16 protein-coding genes, 1 rRNA gene and 1 pseudogene are annotated in these 21,151 nt (G+C 41.1%); 9 read left to right on the plus strand and 9 right to left on the minus strand.

The window, feature by feature from the left end:
• Positions 1-120: 120 nt before the first annotated feature.
• From lpdA to ampD, 6 genes are all read right to left on the minus strand, one after another.
• Positions 121-1,551: a dihydrolipoyl dehydrogenase gene (lpdA, locus tag EGC86_RS04940; protein WP_011639189.1), complete on the minus strand. Its 1,431-nt coding sequence runs from the start codon at positions 1,549-1,551 to the stop codon at positions 121-123.
• 199 nt (positions 1,552-1,750) lie between these two features.
• Positions 1,751-3,733 carry a pyruvate dehydrogenase complex dihydrolipoyllysine-residue acetyltransferase gene (gene aceF / locus EGC86_RS04945; protein WP_123776803.1) on the minus strand — a complete coding sequence of 661 codons (1,983 nt, stop codon included), beginning with the start codon at positions 3,731-3,733 and terminating at the stop codon, positions 1,751-1,753.
• Between the two features lie 11 nt (positions 3,734-3,744).
• Positions 3,745-6,411, minus strand: coding sequence for a pyruvate dehydrogenase (acetyl-transferring), homodimeric type (aceE, locus tag EGC86_RS04950; protein ID WP_011639191.1), 2,667 nt, complete (start codon positions 6,409-6,411; stop codon positions 3,745-3,747).
• 91 nt (positions 6,412-6,502) lie between these two features.
• The gene (pdhR, locus tag EGC86_RS04955; protein WP_011639192.1) at positions 6,503-7,255 is read right to left on the minus strand and encodes a pyruvate dehydrogenase complex transcriptional repressor PdhR; all 753 of its coding nucleotides are present in this window, start codon (positions 7,253-7,255) and stop codon (positions 6,503-6,505) included.
• A 298-nt stretch (positions 7,256-7,553) separates the two neighbouring features.
• Positions 7,554-8,405, minus strand: coding sequence for a beta-lactamase regulator AmpE (gene ampE / locus EGC86_RS04960; protein WP_123776804.1), 852 nt, complete (start codon positions 8,403-8,405; stop codon positions 7,554-7,556).
• A gap of 137 nt (positions 8,406-8,542) precedes the next feature.
• On the minus strand, positions 8,543-9,097 hold the full coding sequence (gene ampD / locus EGC86_RS04965; RefSeq protein ID WP_123776805.1) for a 1,6-anhydro-N-acetylmuramyl-L-alanine amidase AmpD: 555 nt from the start codon (positions 9,095-9,097) through the stop codon (positions 8,543-8,545).
• Between the two features lie 420 nt (positions 9,098-9,517).
• On the opposite strand from ampD, the gene nadC reads away from it, so the two are divergent.
• Together nadC and EGC86_RS04975 are read left to right on the plus strand one after the other, a co-directional pair.
• A complete protein-coding gene (nadC, locus tag EGC86_RS04970) occupies positions 9,518-10,396 on the plus strand; it encodes a carboxylating nicotinate-nucleotide diphosphorylase (protein ID WP_123776806.1) in 879 nt (292 codons plus the stop codon).
• Between the two features lie 1,000 nt (positions 10,397-11,396).
• Entirely contained in the window at positions 11,397-11,774 is a 378-nt protein-coding gene (locus tag EGC86_RS04975) for a prepilin-type N-terminal cleavage/methylation domain-containing protein (RefSeq protein WP_123776807.1), read from the plus strand.
• Between the two features lie 167 nt (positions 11,775-11,941).
• Here EGC86_RS04975 and EGC86_RS04980 read toward each other — a convergent pair whose 3' ends face one another.
• Positions 11,942-13,306 (minus strand): O-antigen ligase family protein, encoded by a 1,365-nt coding sequence (locus tag EGC86_RS04980; protein ID WP_245423101.1) that lies wholly within the window; start codon positions 13,304-13,306, stop codon positions 11,942-11,944.
• A 353-nt stretch (positions 13,307-13,659) separates the two neighbouring features.
• On the opposite strand from EGC86_RS04980, the gene pilB reads away from it, so the two are divergent.
• The 7 genes from pilB to mutT all read left to right on the plus strand — a co-directional run bounded on the left by pilB (position 13,660) and on the right by mutT (position 19,729).
• Positions 13,660-15,366, plus strand: coding sequence for a type IV-A pilus assembly ATPase PilB (pilB, locus tag EGC86_RS04985; RefSeq protein ID WP_123776809.1), 1,707 nt, complete (start codon positions 13,660-13,662; stop codon positions 15,364-15,366).
• A gap of 108 nt (positions 15,367-15,474) precedes the next feature.
• Entirely contained in the window at positions 15,475-16,737 is a 1,263-nt protein-coding gene (locus tag EGC86_RS04990) for a type II secretion system F family protein (RefSeq protein ID WP_123776810.1), read from the plus strand.
• Between the two features lie 38 nt (positions 16,738-16,775).
• A complete protein-coding gene (locus EGC86_RS04995) occupies positions 16,776-17,702 on the plus strand; it encodes a prepilin peptidase (protein WP_123776811.1) in 927 nt (308 codons plus the stop codon).
• A complete protein-coding gene (gene coaE, locus EGC86_RS05000) occupies positions 17,699-18,328 on the plus strand; it encodes a dephospho-CoA kinase (protein ID WP_123776812.1) in 630 nt (209 codons plus the stop codon). The genes EGC86_RS04995 and coaE overlap by 4 nt, the downstream gene beginning before the upstream one ends.
• Positions 18,321-19,055, plus strand: a complete 735-nt coding sequence (gene zapD / locus EGC86_RS05005) for a cell division protein ZapD (protein WP_123776813.1) — start codon at positions 18,321-18,323, stop codon at positions 19,053-19,055. Before coaE ends, zapD begins: the two co-directional genes overlap by 8 nt.
• A gap of 42 nt (positions 19,056-19,097) precedes the next feature.
• Positions 19,098-19,310 (plus strand): DNA gyrase inhibitor YacG, encoded by a 213-nt coding sequence (gene yacG, locus EGC86_RS05010; RefSeq protein WP_123776814.1) that lies wholly within the window; start codon positions 19,098-19,100, stop codon positions 19,308-19,310.
• Positions 19,311-19,333: 23 nt separating this feature from the next.
• Positions 19,334-19,729: an 8-oxo-dGTP diphosphatase MutT gene (gene mutT / locus EGC86_RS05015; protein WP_123776815.1), complete on the plus strand. Its 396-nt coding sequence runs from the start codon at positions 19,334-19,336 to the stop codon at positions 19,727-19,729.
• 313 nt (positions 19,730-20,042) lie between these two features.
• Here mutT and EGC86_RS21210 read toward each other — a convergent pair.
• Both EGC86_RS21210 and rrf read right to left on the minus strand, forming a co-directional pair.
• Positions 20,043-20,721: pseudogene (locus EGC86_RS21210) on the minus strand (transposase).
• A 342-nt stretch (positions 20,722-21,063) separates the two neighbouring features.
• A 5S ribosomal RNA gene (gene rrf / locus EGC86_RS05025) occupies positions 21,064-21,151 on the minus strand; the annotation flags it as partial.

Below are 21,151 nucleotides of genomic sequence, written 5' to 3' on the forward strand. Positions count from 1 at the left end.
TATAACTGAATAGGGCTTACAAACAGTTATGATTAAGACTAGCCTAAAATATCAAAAAAAAAGACAAAAAAAAGCATCCCGAAATGGAATGCTTTTTTAAGGCTATTTAGTTCGCGTAAATTACTTCTTCTTAACCGCTTTAGGGTTAGGTAAGTCAGTAATTGAACCTTCATACATTTCAGCAGCTAAACCGATTGATTCATATAAAGTCGGGTGAGCATGGATCGTTAATGCTAAATCTTCAGCATCACAACCCATCTCAATCGCTAGGCCAATTTCACCTAATAATTCGCCACCGTTAACACCAACAATAGCACCACCGATGATACGATGAGTTTCTTTGTCGAAAATTAACTTGGTCATGCCTTCGCTGCAATCAGATGCAATTGCACGGCCGCTAGCAGCCCAAGGGAAAGTAGCAGTTTCATAAGCAACACCTTGCTCTTTTGCTTCTTTCTCAGTTAGACCTACCCATGCTACTTCTGGGTCAGTATAAGCAATTGAAGGAATCACTTTAGGGTCAAAGTAATGCTTCATACCAGCAATAACTTCAGCGGCAACATGACCTTCATGCACACCTTTATGAGCCAACATAGGTTGACCAACGATATCACCGATAGCATAAATGTGCGGTACGTTAGTACGTAACTGCTTATCAACATTGATAAAGCCGCGCTCATCAACATTAACACCTGCTTTTTCAGCAGCAAGAGACTTACCATTTGGTGAGCGACCAATTGCCACTAAAACAGCATCGTAACGAACTGGCTCAGCAGGTGCTTTCTTGCCTTCCATTGTTACGTAAATACCGTCGTCTTTTGCTTCAACTGCGGTCACTTTAGTTTCAAGAATAAGATTAAACTTCTTCTTGATTTGCTTAGTGAATACACGGACAACGTCTTTATCTGCAGCAGGAATAACTTGGTCAAACATTTCAACCACGTCAATTTCGCTTCCTAAAGATGAATACACAGTACCCATTTCTAGACCGATAATACCGCCACCCATTACTAATAACTTACCTGGAACTTCTTTCAGTTCAAGTGCATCAGTTGAGTCCCAAATACGTGGGTCTTCATGTGGAATAAATGGTAATTTAATTGGACGTGAACCGGCAGCAATAATCGCTTGTTCAAACTGAACAACGGTCACAGTGCCATCTTCCGCAGTGACTTCTAAGCTATTAGGACCAGTAAATTTACCAAAACCATTAACCACGTTAACTTTACGCATTTTAGACATTCCGCCTAATCCGCCCGTTAACTGGCTAATTACTTTGTTTTTAAAACCACGTAATTTGTCTAAATCAATCTTTGGCTCACCAAAAACAACACCATGGTCAGCAACAGCTTTGGCTTCTTCAATGACTTTTGCTACGTGCAATAGTGCTTTTGAAGGGATACAGCCAACATTCAGACACACACCACCAAGGGTACTGAAACGCTCAACAATTATGGTGTCTAAGCCTAAGTCAGCAGCACGAAACGCCGCAGAATAACCTGCTGGGCCTGCTCCTAGTACGACTACTTGAGTTTTGATTTCGTTGCTCATGATTTCCTCTAATCTTGTTCATTCCGTGTGAAAGACGGATCGGCCCAAATGTCGATGTCGCCAGCTTGAAACTTACGTTTCACTTCCAATTTCTTTCAATTGTGGACTAAAAAATTGGGATGGGCGCATTTTATACTCAAATCAATTTGTTTGAAACCGATCACAATAAAAAGGTCGCTCATATGAGCGACCTTTTGGGTTATAAAATCAATGTACGAATGTCTGATAGTATCGCAGACAAGGTCACACTAAAGCGTGCAGCCATTGCGCCATCAATAACGCGATGGTCATATGACAACGATAACGGCAACATTAATTTAGGTTCAAACTCTTTACCGTTCCACTTTGGCTTAATCTCAGATTTTGATACACCTAAAATCGCCACGTCTGGGTAGTTAACAATCGGCGTAAATGCCGTACCGCCAATGCCACCTAAACTTGAAATAGTAAAACAGCTACCTTGCATGTCAGCAGACTTAAGTTTACCGTCACGAGCACGGATAGAAATGTCAGTTAACTCACGCGACAATTCAACAATGCCTTTCTTATCAACGTCACGTACAACCGGAACCATTAGGCCGTTTGGTGTATCAACAGCAACACCAATGTGGAAGTACTTCTTCTGAATAAGCGACTCACCATCAGCACTCAAACTAGAGTTAAATACTGGGAACTCAGCTAATGCTTTGGCGACGGCTTTCATCATGAACACTAATGGAGTGATCTTGTAATCCGCTTTCTTCTTGGCAGCAAGGTCGTTCTGCTGCTTACGGAATGCTTCCATCTCAGTGATATCAGCTTCGTCAAACTGAGTAACATGTGGAATGGTTACCCAGTTGCGATGTAAGTTAGGACCAGATATTTTCTGGATACGGCTTAGTGGTATTTCTTCCACTTCACCAAACTTACTGAAATCAACTTTAGGCGCTGCAATCACGTTTAAGCCACCAGCACCACCAGAAACCGCTGTAGCAGCCGTTGCTTTAGGGCGTGATAATTCGTATTTCACAAACGCTTGCACATCTTCTTTCAAAATACGCGCTTTACGGCCAGTACCAGAAACCTTGGTTAAATCAACACCAAACTCACGCGCTAAGCGACGTACCGCAGGCGATGCATGAACAACGCCGGTTGACGCAGTAACAGCAGCACTTGGGTGAAACGGCACTGGTGGAGTTGATGGACGATTGGCAGCCATAGTTGGTGCGGCTGCCGCTGCAGCAGGCTCTGCTTGAGTCGGCGCAGCTTGTGCCACTGGTGCTGAGCTAGCGGTTTCAATAGTCGCAATTAAGCTACCTTGAGACACTTTATCACCCACTTTAACCGTTAACGACACAAGTTTACCGGCAAATGGTGCTGGTACTTCCATTGTCGCTTTGTCTGTTTCAAGGGTAATTAACCCTTGATCTGCAGTGATTTCATCACCAACAGCAACCAGCACTTCGATAATATCAACATCATTGGCGTCGCCAATATCAGGCACATGAATTTCTTGTACTTGAGTTGTCGTTGCGGCTTGTGCTGCTGGAGCCTGAGCTGCTTGTGCTACTGGAGCGGCAGCTTGTGGCGCAGATGCAACAGGTGCTGAACCGGCTACTTCTAGCGTGATAACCAATGAACCTTCAGACACTTTGTCGCCAACGGCCACTGTCACTGATTTAACCACACCTGCTTTAGGTGATGGTACATCCATTGTTGCTTTGTCAGTTTCTAAGGTAATTAAACCCGTATCAACGTCAATGCTATCGCCAACAGCAACCAATACTTCGATGACAGACACATCAGTGTCGCCGCCGATATCAGGTACTTTAACTTCAATGACTTCTGAGCTACCAACACTTGGTGCGGCAACAGGCGTCACTGGTGCAGGAGCTGCAGCTTGTGCCACTGGCGCTTCAGCTTTAGGTGCTGGCGCAGCAGCTTCTGCTTTAGCCGGTGCAGCGTTAGCTGCACTCATCATAGCAATTAAGGTACCTTCAGAAACGGTATCACCGACAGCGATTTTTAATTCTGCTAACGTACCAGCAAAAGGTGCTGGAATGTCCATGGTCGCTTTATCACTTTCAACTGTAATGATTGATGCTTCTTTTTCAAGATAATCACCAACCGCAGCACAAATTTCAATAACCTGTACTGCATCAGTATCGATATTAGGAACCAAAACTTCTTTTAATTCAGCCATTTTGTATCCCCTTACGCGAACTGTGGGTTAATCTTGTCAGCATCAATACCATATTCAGCGATGGCTTTAGTCAACACATCAACAGGCATTTCATTACGCTCAACAAGAGACTTCAGTGCCGCAATAACAATAAACTTAGCATCTACTTCAAAGTGATGACGTAAGTTTGCGCGGCTATCGCTACGACCAAAACCATCAGTACCAAGTACTTTATAGTCTGTCGGTACGAAAGCACGTAATTGCTCGCCGTATATCTTCATATAGTCAGTCGCCACAATCGCTGGCGCGTCTGCAGATAATACTTGGCTAATATACGCTTGCTTAGGTTCAGCTGTTGGATGCAACATGTTCCAACGTTCAGCAGCTTGGCCGTCACGAGTTAACTCGTTAAAGCTAGTCACACTGAATACGTCAGCGCTTACGCCAAAGTCTTTTGCTAATGCTTGTGCTGCTTTACGCACTTCTTCAAGTATCGTACCGCAACCCATTAACTGCACTTTACCTTTACCACTACCGGCAACTGTTTCAAGCTTGTAAATACCTTTGACAATACCTTCTTCGGCACCGGCTGGCATTTCTGGCTGAACATAGTTTTCGTTCATTGTGGTTAGGTAGTAGAAGATATCTTCTTGATTTTCGCCATACATACGACGAATACCATCTTGCACTACAACCGCAATTTCATAACCGTAAGTTGGATCGTAAGAGATACAGTTTGGAATAGTATTAGCTAATACGTGGCTATGACCATCTTGATGCTGTAAACCTTCGCCGTTCAATGTTGTACGACCTGAAGTTCCACCTACTAAGAAACCACGTGCGCGCATGTCGCCAGCAGCCCATGCCATGTCACCAATACGTTGGAAACCGAACATAGAGTAGTAGATGTAAAACGGAATTGTTGGCATGTTATTGACTGAGTAGCTGGTTGCAGCTGATACCCAAGATGACATTGCGCCTAATTCGTTAATACCTTCTTGTAAAACCTGACCGGTTTTATCTTCACGGTAGTACGCCACTTGATCAGAATCTTGTGGAATATATTTTTGGCCTTCGTGAGCATAAATACCCACTTGACGGAATAAACCTTCCATACCAAAAGTACGTGCTTCATCAGGAATAATCGGCACAATACGCTTGCCAATACCTTTGTCTTTCAATAACGCAGTTAATACTCGGACAAACGCCATCGTTGACGAGATTTCACGGCCATTAGAGCCTTTTAAAATCGAATCAAAAATTTTCAATGAAGGAATTTCTAACTCTTCAGTGAATTTTTCACGGCGTTGCGGTAAATAACCTAATAATGCTTCACGGCGACTCTTTAAGTATTTCACTTCTTCAGAGTCTGGACCTGGATGATAGAAAGGCAAATCTTCTAGCTGGTCATCAGGGATCGGGATATTGAAACGATCGCGGAAGTAACGAATAGACTCAGCGCCCATCTTCTTCACGTTGTGAGCGATGTTTTTACCTTCGCCTGCATCACCTAAACCGTAACCTTTAACTGTTTTAGCTAAAATAACGGTTGGGCGACCTTTGGTTTTTTGTGCATGTTCAAGTGCAGCGTAAACTTTAACAGGATCATGACCACCACGGTTTAAACGCCAAATGTCATCATCTGACATGTTAGCAACCATTTCGGCAGTTTCTGGGTACTTACCAAAGAAATGCTCACGCGTGTACGCGCCGCCTTTGGCTTTACAGTTTTGGTATTCACCGTCTACGGTTTCTTCCATTAACTGCAATAATTTACCGCTAGTATCACGAGCCAATAACGGATCCCAATAGCGTCCCCAAATCACTTTAACCACTTCCCAGCCTGCGCCGCGGAATTCGCCTTCAAGTTCTTGGATAATTTTACCGTTACCACGAACAGGACCATCAAGACGCTGTAAGTTACAGTTAACGATAAATACTAAGTTATCTAATTCTTCACGTGCAGCTAAACCAATAGCACCTAATGCTTCTGGCTCATCACACTCACCGTCACCTAAGAAACAGTAAACAGTCTGCTTAGAGCAATCTTTTAAACCACGGTCAGTTAAATACTTCAAATAACGCGCTTGGTAAATCGCTTGAATAGGACCTAGACCCATCGATACCGTCGGGAACTGCCAGTAAGTAGGCATTAACTTAGGGTGTGGGTACGAAGAAAGACCTTTGCCATCAACTTCTTGACGGAAGTTGGCCATTTGGTCTTCAGTAATACGGCCTTCAAGGAACGAACGCGCATAAATACCGGGTGCGATATGGCCTTGGAAATACACCAAATCACCACCGTCATGCTCGTTAGGCGCACGGAAGAAATGGTTAAAACACACATCGTAAATTGTCGCACTAGACGCGAAACTTGAGATATGGCCACCAAGCTCTAAATCTTTCTTAGAACCGCGTAACACCATCGCCAATGCATTCCAGCGAATAATCGCCCGAATACGGCGTTCCATTTCTTGGTTGCCAGGCATGTTTGGCTCTTGGCCTGCTGGAATCGTGTTTAAATACGCAGTAGTCGCGTTATACGGTAAGTGAGTACCGTTACGGCGAGCTTTGTCGATTAATTTTTCGAGTAAAAAGTGTGCACGTTCAGGCCCTTCTTGCTCTAACACAGCTTGTAGAGCATCAACCCACTCTTGGGTTTCTGATGGGTCTAAATCTTGAAGCATATCTTCAGACATCTCGCAGTCCTTCTCTATATACGGATTATATTTCGGCTTTTTGCTGCTTGTTGACACAGCAAAAGTGTATTCTTATTCAAAGTGACAAGTGTTACACGCCGCTCTTTAAACGGCGCAAACTACGTTGCAACCGACTGTCTTCTTCTCTTACTGACAACATGACTTCTTCGATGTAGCTTAAATGCTCATTCGAAGCTTCACGTGCAGCGTCTGGGTCCCGGCGTATAATCGCAGCCAGTAACGCGCGTCTGTGATCATTTGCCATGGTGGAAGCTTCTTCGCGTATGCTTAAAAGCTCCAAATTTTGTGCGACATTTTTGTGCAGCACAGGGGTTAAACTTAATACTAAATGCAACATAGCAACATTGTGTGACGCCTCAGCAACCGCACGATAAAAACGTACAATGGCAGCAGCTTTGGCCTCAATATTCGTCGCAGCTTCTACTTCAATAATTCGTTTTTGAATATTCTGCATATCCGCATCGGTGCCGCGCAGCGCAGCATAATACGCCATCATGCCTTCTGTGGCGTGACGGAATTCGAGTAAGTCATACTGACTTTCTGAGTCGTTATGCATTAATTCAACGATAGGATCGGCAAGACTTTGCCACAGTTGTTCTTTAACATAGGTGCCACCGCCTTGACGACGCATGAGCAACCCTTTAGCTTCTAATTTTTGAATCGCTTCACGTAATGAAGGACGAGACACTTCAAATTGTACCGCGAGTTCGCGTTCAGGAGGTAGTTTCTGACCAGGCTGCAAACTGCCTTCAAGGATCATCCGCTCCAATTGCTCCATGATCACATCAGAAATTTTTGGCTGGTTAATCTTAATATAAGCCATGTAGCGCTCTGCTCCCTAAACAAGCAATTGTCAATTGGTCTTACCAATTAATATGAGAGAGCGCACTTTATCAAATCATACAAGCCATGTCTAGTTATCAGCATACCGACAAAAGAACACCGCTTTGTTTAAAACGCTCAAGCCCAGAGCATAACTGAAATTTATGCATAAGGGGTCAGACCATTTATCCGAAAAATCCTAGAAACTAGGGCGCTACGCTGTTAGAAGCTATAAAATCTCAGCAGCGAAGCTGTCCTAGCAGGACGTAGTCCGCCCTAGAAGCGCAGCGCACTAAAGTCTAGCTAACAAAACCAAAAATAGTTAATACAGAAACCATGGTTAGCAATAACACAAAATTACGCTTACTCAATGCCAGTAATGCCAAAGTAGATTGCACACTCAACGGCGCATCTCCTGCTTCAGGTAAAGACTCTGCGGCAACCGCAGTATGGGTCACTATTGTTTTAGCTTCAGTATTAACACTTAAACCATATTGTCGCCAAGCACTTAACCCTTCACTAAACTGGCCGCTTAACACATAACCAAAACTAAACACCCGACTTGGCAACCAATCAAATATTATCTGTAAACGATCGACCAATGGCATTTCAAGCTTATTATTACTGTTGTACTCACTATAAAAACGCACCGTACAATATAAAATTACACCAACAGGACCTAAAAAAATTAAATATAATGCCACAGCGCCGTAATAGCGGTAATTAATCCACGCCACCGTTTGGCCTACTTTTCGGCCTAAATCCTGTTCATCCACGACATCTAAAGACTCTGTAGGGTCCAACTCGCTAGCGTAACGATAACAGGCTTGCACATCGCCGCGGCATGCCGCTTGAATATACTGCTTAAACACACTTCGTAATGTTTGGTGACTAAAACAAATAATCGATATCAACACCCAAAATAATAAGCTCAATAAATCAAAAAAAATGCCATCAAGCAGAAAACTGATTAACAGGACTAATAAGGCAGGCAACACGATTGCAATCACGACACCAACTGCTGACTTTAATGATTGGCTATCCCAAAACTGCTTTTGGTAACGCATCATCACACTATCGAACTGCCAACCACTCGGCAGAAGTTTCATACGCTCAACTAGAATTGCCACTAATAATGAAAATAACGCCATGAATATCCTTTTAACTTCTATTCAGTTGCTGCTGTCGCCATTAAAGAACAGTGCTTACGTGGGCGATAGCTACAAATGCTCTCAGCAAATGCGATCAACAAATACAATCCAACTACAGCTATGGCCACAAGATTAGCCTAAGCCACGGCAATGGCTTGCTTATATCGAGGCCAATCAAAGCTAAACCCGGGGTCAGTTTTACGCCCTGGTGCGATATCACAATGGCCGACAATATTATTTATGTTAATCATAGGATATTGCGCCATTAACTCCAATGTTAACAGCATTAATTGATGATATTGCTCATCGGTATAACCACTACTATCGGTGCCTTCCAGCTCAATACCAATCGCAAAGTCGTTACAGCCCGTACGCCCGTTGAATTCAGAGATACCAGCATGCCATGCTCTATCATCACAGCTCACATACTGCACTACTTCACCATCGCGGCGAATTAAAAAGTGTGCCGAGACTTGCAAGCCTGCCAACTCAGCAAAACTGTCGTCAGCCTCAGTATCTAAGCAGCCTTGAAAAAGTGCATCAATGTGCGGTAAGCCAAAACAACCCGCCGGTAAACTAATATTGTGGATCACCAACAAACTCACCTCATCTGTTGGCCGTGAATTAAAATGTGGCGAAATACACTTTCTAGCGCTGGCTAACCAGCCTTGTTTTAATAAGCCTTTTGGCATATCCATCCTTCTAAACATAACTAGATAACTTCAACAAGAGTGAAGAGATGAGATTGTAAGCCAAAATCAGAATGTTTGGCCTATTGGATATCAAACTTGTCATTCGCTTTGCTAACTAGGTGCGACCACTTGTCACTCGTAATGTGAGTACTAAGCTTATTGTAAGTCAATGCAATACAGTTAGCGGAGCAAAGAATTATTTGATCACCACCTATATATCCCGAGTTAAGCATCTTTAACCATTCTCAATCTGAATTTAACAGCATAAAATAGAAAAACCAACGCTGAAAATTGCCGACTTGATAGTGTCAGTATATAGCCAAGTTATGGTAATCTTTAACAAATGCTTTCTGTAACAAACACTCCGTTGAATGCAGATACTGTTTAGCCTTATCACACTCTTTAGCAAGGACTTTGCTTATGTTAGAAAACGACATCCGCCATGCAGTGCAAACAGCGCTTGATGAAGACTTAGGTCACACAGCCCATAATACCATTCACGATATGCTCAATGCTGATATTACCGCTCAGCTTATCCCAGCAGACAAACACGTTTCCGGTGCGTTAATCACCCGCGAAGATGGGGTTTTTTGCGGTAAAGCGTGGGCAGAGCAAGTATTTAATCAACTAGGCAGTGAAGTCGTGCTGCATTGGCATGTTGATGACGGTGATTTAATTGTAGCCAATCAATTGTTATGCGAACTATCTGGCCCAGCACGCGCCATTTTAACTGGCGAACGAACAGCAATGAACTTCATTCAAACCTTGTCAGGGGTAGCCAGCTTAACCAAACTGTACGTTAATAAACTTGCAGGTACCCATACTCAATTGCTCGATACCCGTAAAACTATTCCAGGTCTTCGCACGGCCCAAAAATATGCAGTAACCTGCGGTGGCGGCAAAAACCATCGCATTGGTTTATTCGATGCGTTCTTAATCAAAGAAAACCACATTATGGCTTGTGGCGGTATCTCACAAGCCATTACAGCAGCGCGCGCTTTAGATAGTAACAAGCCGGTAGAAGTCGAAGTAGAGTCACTTGAAGAGCTAACCCAAGCACTCGATGGCGGAGCCGATATCATTATGCTCGACAACTTTGACGTCACCATGATGGTCGATGCAGTGAGCCTTAATAATCGTTATAAAGATCAAGATAAAGGCGCTAAGTTAGAAGTTTCAGGTAATGTCACTTTAGACACCCTAGCCACCTTTGCACAAACTGGCGTTGATTATATTTCAGTAGGTGCCTTGACGAAGCATGTCAAAGCATTAGATTTATCGTTGAGATTAAAGGCTTAATACTTATATTTTTTAGGTTCTAGAGCGGACTTCGTCCTGCTAGGTCGCTGCGCTTCTAGAACCTAGGCTTTTAACTCGTATCTCATCACTTGCCACAGCTTGCTATCTCTCGTCACCGTATGCAAGCGCTTTGCTGCTAAGATTTTATAGCATCTAACAGCGCAGCGTTCTAGAACCTAGGCCTTTTAGTTTTTATCCTGCGACAACGCTAAAGCAGAGATGTTGAAATAATTTGGGTATAAACCAGTCACATTGGCCATCAAAAAAGCGCCAGCAAAATGGCGTTTGTTGCAGTATTGTCAAATAAAATCTCCCACACACCTAACACGTCAAAATACATATAGGGTATAATGTGCGGAAAATGTGAAAACAGAGCCTTTTTAGACATTTATTTTTAATTTGTATCATAAAACTATTCCTTTCCTAAGCCTTTTATACTAACGTTTAGCGTAGGCGAGTTGGCCTTTCGGTCATGTACTGCAATAATAAAGTTGTAAAAAACATCTATGCTTTATCAATTGTGTAACATTGATTCAACGCTTTCTTATTGATATCGATATTACGAATTAATAAAACATGCGTTTTACACTAGTATCGCAGCTCAGCCGAAATGCTATACTGACACAATAAAGTAAGTAGCTGGTTATTATCCATAAATGACAGAATTCACTGTCAAATGGATAACAAACATAGCGATGGCTAAACTATAAAACTTGCTATACTGAATATGTTTCATAGGTTTAGTCCTCTAAAGCACATTTTAGAAAGAAAGCATTAACAAACCTTGTCATCATGGACACATAAAGCTTAAATCATTGCACGCAGTGGTATAAGTAATATGCACAAGCGACGACATAAACGACATCGTGACAATTAATGTCACATATTTGTGTCTGTAAGGCGTTAGGCATATGGATTGCCACTTAGCACACTCAACTATAAACAAGTGTGCTAAACATCTAGGATTGAAATTGCCACAGCCTATTTTACGGAGAGAAAAATGAAAGGTATTAACCAAATCAAAAACGCTAAGGGTTTTACTCTTATCGAATTAATGATCGTAGTTGCGATCATCGGTATTCTTGCAGCAATCGCATTGCCTGCTTATCAAGAATATGTAAACAAAAGTAAAATCAACTCTTGTTTAGGTGAAGCTGCTGCTGCGACCAAAGCAAATGCAGCGGCTATCATTGCAGAGTTAGACACAGTTAAATTATACGCACCAGTTGCTTGTGCTTCTGGATCTGGTTCTGAACTTCCTACTAAAGCTGAAGGACTAGCCAAATTAACAGGCAATGCTACATTCACTGCATTAGATGCAAAACCTACAACAATTACTTGTGATATGACAACTTCCACATGTAAAGCTGGCAGCTAAATAAGTACAATTTAATTATCGAAAAAACACCTTCCTCGTAGGGTGTTTTTTTTACTCATAATACTCAAAACGAATGCAAACCATAGCTTAAGTACAAATCCACCTAAACTTTTAAATAAGTTCATGATGTTAATCATTAAAAAATAATATTAACTAAGCTAATATTATTAGTAACTTATTAGCCCATGAACCCAAATTCTGGGAAACATGCCTGGTAGCAACTCTTGATACTGATATGTAGCTAGTAGTAAACAACTGATAGCAGATATCAGCAAAAACAACCCTATTCTGGTAAGTATTCCAAGCTTATAGACATCATTCCCTCCGTATTGCATCATCATAGAAAGCAAAAATATAAACAGGATTTGCGCAAATGGCATCACAGCAACACCACTAAATAATGAGTAAATTAGACCTGACAAAACAGCACAAACAATCGATATTCCCGAAGAATTCCCAGCCAACTTTAACATTCGTAATCTACTGTAAATTCTAGTTATTACCCATGAGCTAGTGACTAAGCATGTTATAATCCCATACTCATAAAGTAATTGAATAATTGCATTGTGCGGGTGAGCATTCGGTAATGGTTTACCTTCTGCCCACGTAAAGCTCATCGGTCCAAATCCAAGTAAAAGGTTTTCTGGAATATTTTTTAAAACAAAAAGCCATAAATCTAAACGTCCCGAACTGGTTGTTCTAAACTGGAAGTTTGCACTCTCCATAAGCCAATACGGAATAGCAATAATAAACACTAACCACAAAAAAATCCCCAGTAATATGGTTCGTAATAGAGTAAAAATAAATTGTCTACGACTAGCTTTACCTAAAAATAACATGATCATGCTCGATGCGAGAATCAGAGACAGAAATCCTCCTCTCGCTTCTGTCTGTAACAACACCATCCAATGTAATGATATGACGATAAAAGAAACACTTCTGAACTTAGCTAAGTCTTGCTTAAAGAATGGCAAAAATAGCAGTGGTATTACCATCACTTGTAATTGATTAAAAAATCGCACATTAACATAACCAGAAATGAGCCCGTGAATGTCAAAGCTTTGCGCATCAGCATAAGAAAACAACAAAAAAAGAATGTACTTAACAAACGTAAATACAGAAAATAATAAGAAGCTGGTATAAACCCAAAAGTAGATAATATCCTTTTCGAAAGTTCTCATACTGATTACGAAAAAGATAAAAGCGCAAATTAGGAGTGCGATATTAGCAATTTCAATTCCACTCCAAAATGGATGTTTACTGAGTAATGCAGAGCAAACCGCCAATGTGAAAAAAATGCCGACAAACGCTTTAGTCGCAGTTGAAAACCTTATAAATTCAATATCCTTTACAAAACATAGGCCCAATGAGAACAACCAAACACAACCAATCAAAATAATGCGCTTTATATCGTATTCACTCTCAACACCAACAAGACGAGCAAATTTGACGGCAAACACAGTTCCAAGTAGAAAAAAGCATGTACTGACAATTAACAGCCCTCTAGAATATGTTTTTAATTGCACGCTCATTCCTCGCTATCCATTTCAAATTATCCACTTTTTCACACTTTAATCTTTACGGCCAAGTGATTCCAAGATTCCATGCTCGTGAGTATGAAATCAAACTTTTAATATGCGTGCATTTAATATATTGATAAAAAGAGCCAGTAGATATACAACTAAGCTATAGACAATGATAATTAAGGACCGAAACTAATTGTTATACTGTTAATATTTAGCAACTTTTTAAGTATGTCATCTTAAAAACTAATTCTGGCACATATCTATTTAGTGCTACAAATGATAATTTACTAAATCGACTAAAATCACCTTTTTCTAAGAATAAGTGATCATTTTAGCATTTGGGTACAACTGGAGCCCCCATGTCTTCTACTAGCCTACATTTGGGATTATCAACACTTTTTATTCGCAAAGGTCTGCTTAGCGAAGAGCAGCTGTCGAGTGCGATTTCAGAATCGAGAAAATCAAAACGTTCTTTAGTAAGTACGCTTGTGCTATCAAAAATTTTATCATCGCGCGAAATTTCAGAGTTATGTTATGAAGAGTATGGTACTCCTTTACTTGATTTAGCTGAATTCGATATACTCAGTATTCCAGAAGATATTCTAAATAAAAAACTGATTGAAAAGCATAAATGCTTGCCTTTATTTAAACGCGGTAATCGCCTCTATATAGCGACATCAGATCCCACTAACATTGCAGCCCTTGAAGATTTTCAATTTAGTTTAGGTTTACATGCTGAAGCCATTTTAGTTGAGGATGACAAACTCCTAAAGGTACTAGAAAAAATAATCGAAGATGATATTTCTGGCCTAGACTTAGGTGGTGCAGATGAAGAAGCACTGGCCAATATGGAAGTTGCTGATAATGAAAGGCGTGACGAACCAAGCGGAGATAGCAGTGATGATGCTCCGATTGTTATTTATATTAATAAAATTCTTACCGATGCCATACGTAAAGGCGCCTCAGACTTACATTTTGAACCCTATGAAAAGCGTTATCGGATTCGTTTTCGTATCGATGGTATTTTGCATGAAGTATCAGAACCACCGGTTAATTTATCAAATCGAATATCCGCTCGTTTAAAGGTAATGTCTAAACTCGATATTGCTGAGCGTCGAGTGCCACAAGATGGCCGCATTAAAATGAAACTGTCGCGAACCAAGTCAATCGATTTCCGTGTCAGTACCTTGCCTACAATTTGGGGCGAGAAGATTGTGATGCGTATATTGGACTCATCTTCCGCCCAACTAGGGATCGAAAAGCTCGGTTATGAAGATGACCAACGACTATTGTACGAAGAAATGCTCGCCAAACCTCAAGGTATGATCCTAGTGACTGGTCCCACTGGTTCTGGTAAAACAGTCTCCTTATATACTGGCCTCAATATTCTTAATACTGAAGAGCGTAATATCTCTACCGCTGAAGACCCTGTCGAAATTAACCTTGAAGGGGTTAATCAGGTTCACATTAATTTAAAAGCCGGTTTAACTTTCGCATCTGCACTACGCTCATTCTTACGTCAAGATCCTGATGTGGTGATGGTCGGTGAAATCCGCGATTTAGAAACTGCCGAAATTGCTATTAAAGCTGCCCAAACCGGTCACTTAGTGTTATCGACACTGCATACAAACTCGGCAGCGGAAACCTTAACTCGTTTAATCAATATGGGTGTACCAGGTTATAACATTGCTAGCTCAGTCAATTTAATTATTGCCCAACGACTTGCCAGGCGCCTATGCCCTGCATGTAAACATGAAGAAGAAATTCCTGTTGCTGAGATGCAGCGCTTAGGCTTTAGTGAAGCTAATATCACCAAAGGTTTTACCGTATTCAAACCAATCGGTTGTGAGCTATGCTCAGGTGGTTATAAAGGCCGAGTCGGTATTTACGAAGTGATGAAAATGAGCGATGAAATAGCGCGTACAATTATGGAAGGCGGTAACTCACTCCAAATTGCCACCCTTGCCAAGCAGCAAGGTATGCGGGATTTACGTCAATCAGGATTGCTCAAAGTCATTCACGGCGTAACTAGCATCGCGGAAATTAACCGTGTAACCAGCTTTTAATTCAGCTATAGTCAAATCAATTATAGTAAATCTACTATTTAATTGATTATTCTCTATTAACAATAATGGGTTAACGTGGTGCAGCGAAAAAATAAAAGGATTGGTTAAATGGCCACAATAACAGCAAGAAAAAAGCCAAAGGCGAAAAAAAAAATCAAACATCAACCTAAGGTATTCACCTATCAATGGAAGGGTATTAACCGTGATGGACAACGCACCTCTGGTGAGTTGAAAGGATCTACTATTGCTGAAGTTCGCAGTGTATTAAAATCTCAGGGTGTAACCCCTAAAGCTGTACGCAAAAAATCTCCACCATTATTTAAGTCTGAAAAAAAGATAACGGCAATGGACATTGCTATGATCACTCGCCAAATAGCAACTATGCTTGCGGCTGGCGTTCCATTAGTAACCACTATTGAACTTCTTGGCCGCGGTCATGAGAAAGCCAAAGTACGCGAATTATTAGGTACGATTTTATCTGATGTTCAATCCGGCATTCCGCTTTCAGACGCATTAAGACCGCATAGACTATATTTCGATGATTTATATGTTGACTTAGTTGCAGCGGGTGAGCATTCCGGCTCTCTCGATGCAGTATTTGATCGTATAGCAACATATCGCGAAAAAGCTGAACAATTAAAATCTAAAATCAAAAAAGCCATGTTTTACCCAGCTGCTGTGGTTATAGTTGCTATTGCTGTTACTGTTCTGCTTTTACTTTTTGTAGTACCACAATTTGAAGATATTTTTAAAGGATTTGGTGCTGAACTGCCTGCATTTACCCAAATTGTTGTAGGTCTTTCTAGAGGGTTACAAGCCTCCTGGTATTTTTTTGCTATAGCTATTGTTGTTAGTATTTGGCTATTCAAAAGGGCTCATCGAACCTCTCAGGCATTCCGTAATCGAATAGATGAAATGGTTTTAAAAATCCCAGCTATTGGGGATATTCTCCATAAAGCAGCTATGGCTCGTTTCGCACGCACTTTATCAACTACCTTTGCAGCAGGCGTACCATTAATAGATGGTTTAGAATCTGCAGCGGGTGCATCTGGTAACTATGTTTATCGTAGTGCGCTGTTGAAGGTTCGCCAAGAAGTGATGGCGGGTATGCAGATGAATGTAGCAATGCGCACGACCAAATTATTCCCTGATATGTTAATTCAAATGGTCATGATTGGCGAGGAATCTGGCGGTTTGGATGAAATGCTCAATAAAGTAGCAAACATATATGAAATGCAAGTAGATGATGCTGTTGATGGACTATCGAGCCTAATTGAACCGATTATGATGGTTGTTATTGGCACTGTTGTCGGTGGGTTGATTGTAGCAATGTACTTGCCAATTTTCCAAATGGGTAATATTGTCGGCTAAGCAAGCATGATCAAGTTATCATAAGTATAAGAAGAATAATGACTGAATTTATCTCAACTTTTATTGCCACAATGACTCAATACCCTTGGGTCTTTGTTGCGATTAGCTTTATTTTTGCTGCCACCATTGGCAGCTTTCTCAACGTCGTTATCCACCGTTTACCGGTGATGATGAAACGTGAATGGCAAAGTGAATGTAACTTTTATCTCAATGAATATCATCCTGACATTGTCAAACAAGTAGGCAGTGAGCGTTTACAGAAAGCCATCGATCCCTTTCCTGAAAAATACAATCTGGTAGTGCCAGGCTCTGCATGCCCTAAATGCAAGGCCAATATAAAGCCTTGGCATAATCTGCCAATATTAGGTTGGCTGATGCTTAAGGGTAAATGTGTCGATTGCAAAACCAGTATTTCAAGCCGCTATCCCATTATTGAACTCTTAACCGGCGTATTAATTGCCGCATTAGCATGGCATTTTGGCCCAACATGGCAATTTGTTTATGCCAGCATTCTAACGTTTGTGTTAGTGGCGTTAACAGGCATCGATTTAGATGAAATGCTATTACCGGACCAACTCACGTTACCGATCCTTTGGTTAGGATTAATCATTAATCTTAAAGGCATTTATACCAGTCCGGAAGACGCGATTATCGGCGCAGCTGCAGGGTATTTAAGTTTGTGGTCGGTATTCTGGTTATTTAAATTAGTCACTGGCAAAGAAGGCATGGGTTACGGTGACTTTAAACTATTAGCCGTTTTCGGTGCCTGGTTAGGCTGGCAAATGTTACCTCTAATTATTCTATTATCTTCACTGGTAGGCGCGGTAGTGGGCATTACCATGATTATGGCTAAACAGCTCAACAAAGGTAACCCTATCCCCTTTGGTCCTTATATTGCTGCAGCAGGCTGGATAGCGTTAGTATGGGGACATGACATTCTCAATTGGTATCTTAGTACGTTATGAGCTTAAACAAGTATGTTGTGGGTTTAACTGGCGGCATTGCCAGTGGCAAAACCACCGTGGCTAACTTATTTGCAGAATTTGGCATAGACTTAGTGGATGCCGATGTTATTGCCCGAGAAGTGGTCTCAATCGGCTCTGATGGATTAAAAGCAATAGCGCAACACTTTGGTCAGTCACTGCTATTAACCGATGGTAGCCTCGATAGAGCAGCTCTGCGGGCACAAGTATTCGATAATCCTCAACAACGCCTGTGGCTCAATAATTTACTCCATCCAATGATCCGCCAAAAGATGCTCGACCAAGTGCAAGCATCGACTTCTGCATATGTAATAATGGTAGTGCCCTTGCTATTTGAGAATCATTTAGATAGTTTAGTTGATACTACTTTGGTTGTAGATATAGCACCAGAGTTACAGATTTCAAGGACGATGCAACGTGATGGTGTCAGTAAACAACAGGTAGAGCATATTCTGGCGAGTCAAATGACTCGAGAGCAACGACTCGCTAAAGCTGATAACATTATTGATAATCAAGGAGAATATGAGCTGTTGCGCAGTCAAGTACTCCGTCTGCACCAACAATACTTACAACAGGCTGCCGATTTAGAAACTAACGTCAATGACTGAATTAATTTATGAACAACCATTAAATGAAAAAATACGCAGTTATTTACGTATAGAAAACCTTGCCCTACAGTTGCAACAGCATGCCGAACAAGATAATCAACATCAATGTTTTAGTCCCTTATTTGCTCTTGCCGAACTAACTGAACGTTGTGATTATCGCACCGATATTTTAAAAGATATTGAAAAACAGATTCAGATAATTTCTCATTGGCGTACTCACTCAAATGTAGATAACGCTCAAGTGGATCAACTCACCCAAAAGCTAATCGCATTAAAATCGCCACTGCAAGCACAAGAAAGAATTGGCTGCAGCCTCAAACAAGACAAATTTATCTCAGCCTTACGACAGCGTTTCAATATGACTGGAGCATACTGTAATTTTGACTTTCCTCAACTGCACTTTTGGCTTGGCAAAGACTGGCAACATCGACAGCAAGATATTAAAAGTTGGCTTATTCAATACCAGCCTCTACTCGCCCCAATAGCATTACTTCTGGAACTCATTCGAACGACAGCAGATTTTGGTTTATACCAAGCTCCAGTGGGTTTCTATCAAGGCAACTCTGTACAACCGTTGTCATTAATTCGAGTGCAAATAAATTCCAATCAAAACTGCTACCCTACCGTCAGCGGAAATCGAAATCGTTATGCAATTCATTTTGTAGATTTCGATTTACACCGTCATACCAGTGAAACTGTTCAGTTCTCACTAGCAACCTGCACATAAACACTTTAACATCACTAATAATATTAATAACCAAGAATGATTATGCCTTTAACAATTGTAAACTGCCCAATTTGCAGTACCAAAGTTGAATGGAAAGACGAATCCCTATTTAAACCTTTTTGCAGTGAGCGCTGTAAACTGATCGATCTTGGCGACTGGGCCAGCGAGAAACATGCTATTCCGGTTAAGCACGATATAGACCTAGATCTGTTGGATGATGCTGGTTTTGATGAAGGTGACTTCTTCAAACAATAAGTTCAAATTATAAGGGGCAAAACTTGCAAAAAAGAATACATGTTGCTGTCGGTGTCATCATTAATCAAGATAAACACATTTTACTGGCTAAAAGGCTCGGACACCTTCATCAAGGAGGAAAGTGGGAATTCCCAGGCGGTAAGGTAGAAACAAATGAAACGGTTACTGAAGCGTTAATTAGAGAGCTCAAAGAGGAAGTTAATCTTGATGTATCTAATTCAACGCCCTTCATGGACATCAGTCATGATTATCCAGATAAACATGTCAGACTCGACATTCATTTAATTACTGAGTTTTCAAACCAAGCTAAAGGTATGGAGCAGCAACAAATTGAATGGGTGCAGATCGATAGAATTGCGGAATATGATTTCCCTGAAGCTAATAAACCTATCGTAGAAAAGATATTAGCTGAACTCTGATATTGCTCCTGTCTATCTAAAAACGATTTGAAACAATAAGTCCATTGCTAATAAGGTAATGGACTTAAACCTGTTTTTTTTCACAATCACAAATACTCCTTCTCTTTGAATACTCATTGCATATTAGTATGTATATTCATTTAGCCATAATTCATTGCCACGAATACCATATTATTTAATCAATTAAAAACTGAATCAAGATAAATGGTAATAGATCATAGCAATGACATGGGTCCAACAGCGGCTAAAATAGCAGTATAAAAATGATCTTCTTTTTGTTGACCACTTCAAATTAGAAATAATACCATTTACATTAATTGATCAGTATTGCCCACCGCCTAGAACATAATTGAATCACCCTTTCAGGTTTTGCAATAAAGCGATTCCATGCAATGGAGCACTGCTCAACAATATCGTCATATCCACTAGAACAACGATTGACGAGTTCATTCTGACGAAGACATTGCCACACTTGTTCTATGGGGTTGAGTTCTGGGGAATAAGGGGGGAGAAGCTTAAGGATACTAAGGTTATCAGAGTCTTCAGTCAGTTCTTGTTGATGCCAACCTGCGCCGTCCATGATGACCAGAGCATAGCGTCCAAATTCGGTAGCCTCTGAAATTAATGTTAAATGCGCTGACATATACTCACTGTTGGCATGCGGGGTAATAATGGCCTCTATCACGCCAGTTGCCGGACACTCGCGCCCACTCTCAGACAAGCTTTGACGTTGTACACACTCTTTCAGACTTACTGTTGTTTCGCTGATAATTGAGCGGGTCTACCTGGATTATGTTTATAATCTAGGCCACTATGCCATGAGTTAAATAGTTAGTAACCCAACCATTTACAATGGTTCTACTGACCTTCAACATGTTGGCAATAGCAGTACGAGAATGACCTTCGGTAAAATGAAGTAAGGCGAGATAACGGATACGTTTACGAGCGTTTTTTTCAAATTTAATTAATGCTACAAGATTGGTATTATTCATAGATACTGAAATAAGAAAATGACGATTAATTAGATCATATATTTACTGTAATTGGTATAAGAGAGCGGTAGCCTTTTTGATGCCATCTATACAACAATGTGATGCAATCAACAATCAGCCCCTCAAAATACAGACGTAAAAAAGCCCGCTACATAATAGCGGGCTGTTTCACGACTCTTTCAAGTCAATTAGGCGCCTGAAAATGACCTATTTCGCATGGGCATATCGTCCACACAAGCATTATGCTCATATTAACCAAACCGTAATTCAACAAATAACAGACGTAAAAAAGCCCGCTACATGATAGCGGGCTGTTTCACGACTCTTGCAAGTCAATTAGGCGCCTGGAAATGACCTACTCTCGCATGGGGAGACCCCACACTACCATCGGCGATACTGTGTTTCACTTCTGAGTTCGGAATGGGATCAG

Origin of the sequence: Shewanella frigidimarina (assembly GCF_003797125.1) — a bacterium.
Taxonomy (GTDB): Bacteria; Pseudomonadota; Gammaproteobacteria; order Enterobacterales; family Shewanellaceae; genus Shewanella; species Shewanella frigidimarina.

Bases quoted from the DNA above. Each gene is read 5' to 3' on its own strand.
- lpdA (WP_011639189.1), bottom strand. From the start codon at position 1,551: ATGAGCAACGAAATCAAAACTCAAGTAGTCGTACTAGGAGCAGGCCCA.
- aceF (WP_123776803.1), bottom strand. From the start codon at position 3,733: ATGGCTGAATTAAAAGAAGTTTTGGTTCCTAATATCGATACTGATGCA.
- aceE (WP_011639191.1), bottom strand. From the start codon at position 6,411: ATGTCTGAAGATATGCTTCAAGATTTAGACCCATCAGAAACCCAAGAG.
- pdhR (WP_011639192.1), bottom strand. From the start codon at position 7,255: ATGGCTTATATTAAGATTAACCAGCCAAAAATTTCTGATGTGATCATG.
- ampE (WP_123776804.1), bottom strand. From the start codon at position 8,405: ATGGCGTTATTTTCATTATTAGTGGCAATTCTAGTTGAGCGTATGAAA.
- ampD (WP_123776805.1), bottom strand. From the start codon at position 9,097: ATGCCAAAAGGCTTATTAAAACAAGGCTGGTTAGCCAGCGCTAGAAAG.
- nadC (WP_123776806.1), top strand. From the start codon at position 9,518: ATGTTAGAAAACGACATCCGCCATGCAGTGCAAACAGCGCTTGATGAA.
- EGC86_RS04975 (WP_123776807.1), top strand. From the start codon at position 11,397: ATGAAAGGTATTAACCAAATCAAAAACGCTAAGGGTTTTACTCTTATC.
- EGC86_RS04980 (WP_245423101.1), bottom strand. From the start codon at position 13,306: ATGAGCGTGCAATTAAAAACATATTCTAGAGGGCTGTTAATTGTCAGT.
- pilB (WP_123776809.1), top strand. From the start codon at position 13,660: ATGTCTTCTACTAGCCTACATTTGGGATTATCAACACTTTTTATTCGC.
- EGC86_RS04990 (WP_123776810.1), top strand. From the start codon at position 15,475: ATGGCCACAATAACAGCAAGAAAAAAGCCAAAGGCGAAAAAAAAAATC.
- EGC86_RS04995 (WP_123776811.1), top strand. From the start codon at position 16,776: ATGACTGAATTTATCTCAACTTTTATTGCCACAATGACTCAATACCCT.
- coaE (WP_123776812.1), top strand. From the start codon at position 17,699: ATGAGCTTAAACAAGTATGTTGTGGGTTTAACTGGCGGCATTGCCAGT.
- zapD (WP_123776813.1), top strand. From the start codon at position 18,321: ATGACTGAATTAATTTATGAACAACCATTAAATGAAAAAATACGCAGT.
- yacG (WP_123776814.1), top strand. From the start codon at position 19,098: ATGCCTTTAACAATTGTAAACTGCCCAATTTGCAGTACCAAAGTTGAA.